The organism is Geobacillus sp. CAMR5420 (assembly GCF_000691465.1).
GTDB lineage: Bacteria > Bacillota > Bacilli > Bacillales > Anoxybacillaceae > Geobacillus > Geobacillus thermoleovorans.
The window spans coordinates 48,049-55,707 of the sequence record NZ_JHUS01000020.1; the positions used below are offsets into that span (position 1 = coordinate 48,049).

3 protein-coding genes are annotated in these 7,659 nt (G+C 45.0%); all 3 read left to right on the forward strand.

Translation table 11 applies throughout. The annotated features are described in order from the left end of the window. Positions 1–3: 3 nt before the first annotated feature. On the forward strand, positions 4–732 hold the full coding sequence (locus DI44_RS12285) for a YwiC-like family protein (RefSeq protein WP_021321988.1): 729 nt from the start codon (positions 4–6) through the stop codon (positions 730–732). A 328-nt stretch (positions 733–1,060) separates the two neighbouring features. Then, complete coding sequence (locus tag DI44_RS17585; RefSeq protein ID WP_021321989.1) at positions 1,061–4,450, forward strand: DNRLRE domain-containing protein; 3,390 nt, start codon at positions 1,061–1,063, stop codon at positions 4,448–4,450. Next, positions 4,447–7,659 (forward strand): RHS repeat-associated core domain-containing protein (locus DI44_RS18650; protein WP_277813379.1); only part of this gene is annotated, 3,213 nt, incomplete at its 3' end. The genes DI44_RS17585 and DI44_RS18650, both read left to right, overlap by 4 nt.

The window sequence follows — 7,659 nt, forward strand, 5'->3', positions numbered from 1 at the left end:
CGGATGGCGAACAAAAGCAAATGGGTGATGCCAAAACAACACGGCGCCTGGGCGATGCTCATCATCCCGTTTTGGCTCGGGGCGTACGCCGGTGGGCTTTCGTGGATTCACGCGCCGCTCTTTGTCGCCTGGCTTGCGCTCTATTTGGCGACGTATCCGCTCTTGATGGCGGTGAAAACGAAGCGGAAAGAGCCGTACGTGCCCGCCGCCGCCCGCTATGGCGCCATCGCCGCCGCGGCGCTTGCCGTCTCTCTTTGGCAACAGCCGGCGCTTTTCTACTTCGGGCTCGCCATGGTGCCGTTTTTCTTGGTGAACACGTACTACAGCAAGAAAAAGAATGAGCGCGCCTTTTGGAATGATGCAGCGGCCATCGCGGCGTTTTGCATCGGCGGCCTCGCCGCCTTTTACGCCGGACGCGGGGCGTTGACGATCGAAGCGTTTGAACTCGCCCTGTTTTCCTTCCTCTTTTTCATCGGCAGCACGTTTTACGTCAAAACGATGATTCGGGAAAAGAAAAACGAGCGGTACAAATGGCTGTCATGGGGCTACCACGCCTTGTTGATCGTCGGCCTCATCGCCATCGGCGAGCCGTTCGCCGTTTTGGCCTACGCCCCGAGCGTCATCCGCGCCGTCTATTTATATGGCAAGTCGCTGCCGATCATGAAACTTGGCATGCTGGAAATCGCCAACGCGGCGTACTTTTTCATCGCGATGATCGTGCTCTACTCTTGAGCGAACCCCAAACGGGAGGCATCCATGACCGTTTGGGGTTTTTTCTTTTGGTTAGGCGGTATTGCTTTTCCATTGCACAAGCATGATGTGAAATGGGCATGAATTCCTTGTAACGGTTTTGCAAAGGATCGTTTCAAAGGCTCACCTCCTCTTCTTCCATGCTCGTTCTCAAATGAAAAGAAGGGCAGCATTTCACCATTCGTTATAGGGTTGTATACGTTCCATCCCAAAGTCATGTCGAACTTTGTCTGTCGAAAACGGTGGATGGCAGGGAGGAGGAAAGATACAATTTTTTTGTAAAAGTAATGGAAATGGGGAAGGAGAGCATATGAGAAACATTCGTTTGCGACGATGGTTGGTTTGGATGGTCGTATGGGCTTTGATGATGTCAAGCATCCCGACAAAGGGATTCGCCGAAACGATCCAATCAGGAGTTGGCCGTGTGGCGCCAAAAGAGGAGCCGCCAAAGGTGCCGGAAGCCCCGAAACGTGATCTCAAGCCAGGGGAAATCATAGAAGAAAGAACTGAGAATACAAAGGTTTACTACAACGGTGATGGCACGTTTACCAAGAAGATCTACTTTGAACCTATTCATATTAAGAAAAAGAATCAAAAACGATTTGAGGAAGTATCTTCTAGCCTAACGGATAGCACCAATAATACGAATTACGTTGAAACACAGAATACCATTTTGGAGACAAACTTTTATAAAAAGATGGTCGATGGAGAATACGCCAATTTCCATTACAATGGATATTCGATTTCCTATTCTATTTTAGAGGCAGCAGGTAATGACGTACAACCGATAAAAGCGAAGGATGTTGCCGCCGTCTATAAGAAAAAAGACAACAAAATTCTTCACAAAAACATTTTTCCGAGCATAGACCTACAAAATATTACATTTAACGAGTCAACAAAAGAAGATTTGGTTCTTCATTCGTTTACTGGCTATCATATTTTCAAATTTCGTCTGAAAACGGATTTACAAGCAGACATTCAAGACGATGGCTCCATTTTATTGACAAATAAAAAACATGAAAAGGTGTTTGAGTTGCCGAAGCCTTTTATGGTGGATTCCCATGTTGATGAGCATTCTGGAGAAGCTCAACGGTCGGAGAATGTAAGTTATGAATTGCAAAAAGATGATGAAGGATACATTTTAACAGTTAAAGCCGATCCCGAATGGCTGAAAGACCCTAAACGTGTATACCCTGTTTATATTGATCCGAGCACTTCCATTCAGGTGTCTACCGATGCATTTGTAATGAGCGCCTATCCGACAACCAACTATAGTTCCTCATCAAGTAAGTGGGATTCGGCGCAGGGACAATACGTTTTAAAGGTGGGGTATTATGATGGAACAACAGGCACTTGCTATGGCTTTTTGAATCAAGATCTATCGAGCATCAAAAATATGAATGTGACGAGTGCCACATTCAATGTATATGTCACCCATTCGTATTATGCAACAACACCAACAGGTCTATGGCTAGATGTTGTCAACGGTCCATGGTCCGCGAGCACGTTAACGTGGAATAATAAACCTTCCTCCACCAACATTGGCAAGGTTGATGTCGCAAGAGACCAATGGGCGCAATTTGATGTAACGAATACGGTAAAAGAATGGGCATCCGGGACAAAGCCAAATTACGGATTTAAACTTCATACGAATGGTAATGGACAAACGTATTGGAAAAAGGTTGTCTCCACCACGAATAGCAGTTATAAACCATATTTGTCTGTTACGTATACGATACCAGTTCCAAATACGCCGACAGGAACGGCCTTCAGTAATGGGGATGGCACAGGATATATAAATTTATCATGGGATCCGGTTCCTGGTGCTACGGGTTATAAAGTTTGGATTTATAACGGGAAATCATATGAAGCGTTTGATGTAGGCAATGTCACTTCCTGGAGTACAAAGGGGAAAAAAATCTGGCCGACCCCTTCTGAAATTAGCGCTGGAAGATACGACTTGCACCAAGATCAGTTAGGGACGGAGCTTGCTGTCGATCCTTCCCCGGTCTATCGAAATTCAGGAGGAAGTTATCCGAATAGCAAGAACTACTGGTTCCGAGTCAGTGCGATTTTTCCTCAAGGCGAAAGCGCCATGTCAGGCGCGTATATGCCGACCATTCCGAATTTGGCAAAACCATCTGCTCCGACGGGGGTAAGTTATACAAACGGAAATGGAACAGGATATATCGATTTCAAATGGAATCCTGTGAGTGGAGCGACGGGGTATAAAATTTGGATTTTTAATGGCTCCTACTATGAATCGCTAGATGTCGGGAACGTCACTTCTTGGACAACGAAAAACAAAAAGTATTGGCCAACCTCCACGGAAATTCAAGCAGGTAGATATAAGTTGCATGTAAACGATGGTCTTGGCGCAGAATTAGCCGTTGACCCGTCTCCGGTCTATGCCAATGCAGGAACAAAATACGCAACGGCTACCAACTACTGGATTCGAGTAAGTGCCTATAACTCTCAAGGGGAAACCGTCTTTTCTGATGCGTATATGCCTAGTATTCCAGATTTGCCAGTGCCATCAGCGCCTTCCGGATTTGCTTACAGCAATCAATCGGGGAGCAACTCTGGCTATGTCATGTTAAACTGGGATAAGATTCCTGGAGCGACAGGGTATAAAGTGTGGATTTTCAATGGACTTTACTATGAAGCATTTGATGTAGGAGACGTGGACCATTGGACGACACAAAACAAAGGAATTTGGCCAACTCCGGAGGAAATCCAACAGGGGGATTCCAGCACCTTAACGTTGCATCATGATGGAAAAGGATTGGAACTTCCGAAAGATCCTTCCCCAATGTATGCGAAAATGGGGACAAAATACGCCACAAGCACCAATTACTACTTCCGACTCAGTGCATACAATGCGGATGGGGAAACAGTATTTTCCAGCAATGCATTGACGGTGAAAATTCCGGAGGCGAATGAGTATTTAGGAAAAGAAGAGTACTGGTCCATCATTGATGTTCCGTATGGCAGCGTGAATGCCGCTACCGGTAATCTGATTATAGACGAAGACGATGTTTCGATTTCCGGAAGAGGACCGGGGCTTGAAATCACAAGAACTTACAATAGTTTATCCACATCGGTTGGATTGTTTGGAAAAGGATGGCATAGCGATGCGGAAATGAACATCGTGGCCCAAGGAAATGAAGCAAGATTTACGGATGAAGATGGCACGCTCCATATATTCACGAAATTATCCGACGGCACGTATAAAGCCCCGACAGGTGTTTACTTGGAGTTAAGCGAAACAACCGATGAATATATACTGACGACAAAAGATCAAACGAAAATCCACTTTCAAAAAAGTAACGGCAAGTTAACTAAAATCGTAGATGGACATGGGAATGCCACTACCTACAGTTATTCTAACGGAAAGCTCGTGTCGATTACCGATGCGTCGGGCAGAAAACTGAGTATGGAGTACAACGCAAGCGGCAGAATCCAGAAAATTACCGACCCAATGAATCGGACAATCACGTATGAGTATAACAACGACTTGTTAACAAAAGTAACCCAGACGGGCGGGGAAGTAACGAGATACCAATATAATGAACTTGGTCGATTAGAGAAAGTATTGGAACCGACGCATACGGAAGCAAAAACGGTCGTTAATCAGTTCATTTATAATGGCGACAGGCTAAGCCAAGCGATTGATCCTGAAAACCGCATCTATAGATGAACTATGACCAAACAAAACGACAACTTGTCGTAACGCAACCGAATGGCCGTAAAATTCAGTATAAATTTAATGAAGCAGCGAACCCAATTCAAATTATCGAAGACGTAGATGGCTTAAACATTACGACAAGCTATGTTTATGAGGGAAATAATCTAGTAGAATCACGGGATCCGAATGATCAAAATGCAGCGAATCCTACTGAATCATATACGTATGACGCCAAGGGGAATGTGTTAACGGCGAAAGATAGTTATGGTACGGAAACATACGAGTATAACAAAAATAATGATGTCATCTCCATGACAGATACGGAAGGCGATACAACCACGATTGCCTATGATGGATTAAATCCTGTATCCGAAACGGATCAATCGGGAAAAACGTCTTCTGTATCGAAGTACGATGCCTATGGGAATATCATTGAAGAAAGCGATACATTAGGCAGTGCCACGAATTTGCTCTCTAATAGCGGCTTTGAACAAGGAATCACAGCTTGGAATCTTCTCAGTCATTATGATTCTGGGCAATTACTGGAAGACACGAATGTATATAATGGATTGACAGGGAGAAAAACGTTAAAAATCGTCGCTGACTCTACTTCTCCTAATACAGAACTTGGCTATGTAGCGGCTACCCAAGAAATCACAGTGAAACCAAATACCACGTATACGTTAAGCGGGAAGATCAAAACGAATTTAACGAAAGCCAATGCCTTTTTCAATGTTCAATTCATGAATAGTCAAAATCAAACGATTTCTTGGGCGGATAATCGTTATAGCCAACTTACAGGCACAAGACCTTGGACAGAGCGGCAAGTTACGTTTACTACTCCTTCGAATGCAGCCAAAATTCGCGTCTATTTAGAGGTCGATCATAAGTCTCCAGATGCTTCCGGAGAAGCCTGGTTTGATAATGTTCAATTGGAAGAAGCGCAGGTTTCTTCCAGCTACAACCTAGTTGTAAATAGTAGTTTTGAAGGAACCACCACGAATTGGAGTGGAACAGGAGGAAGCGTAGATTCTACACAATCATTTGATGGAGGGTACTCACTAAAAATATCTAGAACAAGCACCACGCAATCGGCAAGTGAGTATAAGCAGACCATCATCGTTGGCCAAACATCTGGTGATGCACCAATTAACCTTACGCTTACTGGGGTTTCGAAAGCTGAAAATGTAAAAGCCAATGGCACAGTGAGCGCAAGCGATTATTCCATTACGGCTAAAGTATACTTTGTGGATGGAACGACCCAAACGTATACCGCCGATTTCCCTACTGGCAATCAAGATTGGAACCGTGCCGCCGTTTCGATTCAACCTTCCAAGCCAATTGATAAAATCGACATATCCGCTGTCTTCCGTGGCAATTACACGGGAACGGTATGGTTTGACGCGATCCGTTTAATGGAAGGAAACGTGGTGACGAAAAACAAGTATGATGCAAGCGGAAATTATGTCACGGAAGAAGTGGATGAAGAAGGCTATGTGGCGAAAAAGAATTATGATGCCGTAGGAAACCTGTTAAGCGAGTACGATAAGAAAGGAAACAAGAAAGAGTACACGTATGATTTATCGGATCGTTTAAAACAGCTGTTGTTAGCGAACGGTACTTCCGTCAACTACGATTATGACTTAAATGGCAATATGACTTCAAAAGTCATTCAAACCAGCGACGGCCAGTCTCAAACATTTGCCTATTCTTATGATGCGACCGGTAAACTCATTAAAACCGTCGGTCCGTTGAATGATGTGACAACGAATGAATATGATGCCAACGGAAATAAAATCAAAACGGTTTTGCCGAAAGGAAACACGATTCAATGGACGTATGACGGGGCCGAAAGAGTCAAAACTGTTTCCTACAACAACGTCCCGTATTACGAATTTAGTTATGATAAAAATGGGAACGAACTTTCCGTCAAATATTTAAAAGACGGCACCACCAAAACGAGAACATTTGATAAAGCGAATCGGCTGGTGGAACTGTCGGACCGTGGCGGGCTGCAAAAATGGCTGTACCCAACCACATCGGATAAATTGCAGCAGTTCATGTTCTCTCATGGGTCCTTTAGTCAAACGATCAATTACCAATACAATGCATTGGATCAAAATACGGTCGTCCAAGATGGAACGTATACGTACCGCTTTGACTATGACGAGAGAGGAAACGTTCGCACCTTCACGACAGGAAATGGGGCCGGTTCAACCTTTACGTATGATGACCGCGGCTTAGTGGAAAGCGTTTCGATCGGTACGGCGGACGGAAAAGAAATTTTATCGGAAACGTACCGTTACGATGAAAACGGCAACCGGACGAAAGTGGAATCCCCAACGGGGGAAACGACCGTCTACCGTTACGATACCCTAGACCAATTAGTGGAAGAGCAGCTTCCAGATGGCACGAAAATCGAATATGCCTATGACGGATTCGGCAATCGGAAGCAAATCGTGAAAACGAAAGATGGGCAGTCGACGACGACCAATGCCGATTATAACGCTGCCAATCAGCTCATTCGTTTTGGAAACGAATCGATCACATATGATGCCAACGGCAACCGATTGGAAGACGGTCAGTATCAATATGAATGGAACGAAGCGGATCAGCTCGTCTCCATCACAAGAAAAGGCGAAAGCACGCCGTTTGTGACGTACCAATACGATGAAGACGGCCGGCGCATTCAAAAGACTGTCAATGGCGTCGTTACGAACTATCATTACCAAGGCGACAGCCTAAACGTTCTGTACGAAACCGATGCGAGTGGAAATGTGGTAAGATCATATATATACGGAGAAAATGGGCAACTCCTTGCCATGAAAAAAGGCAACGCCACGTATTTTTACCACTATAACGCCCATGGCGACGTGATCGCCCTGACGGATGAACAAGGAAACATTGTTGCCCGCTATCAATACGATGCGTGGGGGAACATTCTTTCCCAATCCGGCGCATTGGCGGACGAAAATCCATACCGATATGCGGGGTACCAATATGACCAAGAAACGGGTCTGTACTATCTGATCGCCCGGTACTATCATCCAACGCATGGCGTGTTCTTGTCGCTCGACCCCGACCCAGGCGATGCGGATGACATCTTGACACAGAACGGCTATACGTACGCGAACAACAACCCAGTAATGTTGGTGGATCCGGATGGGCATTTCTTCTGGTTTGCGGTTAACGCTGGGTTTGCGTGTTTATTGCAAAATAAA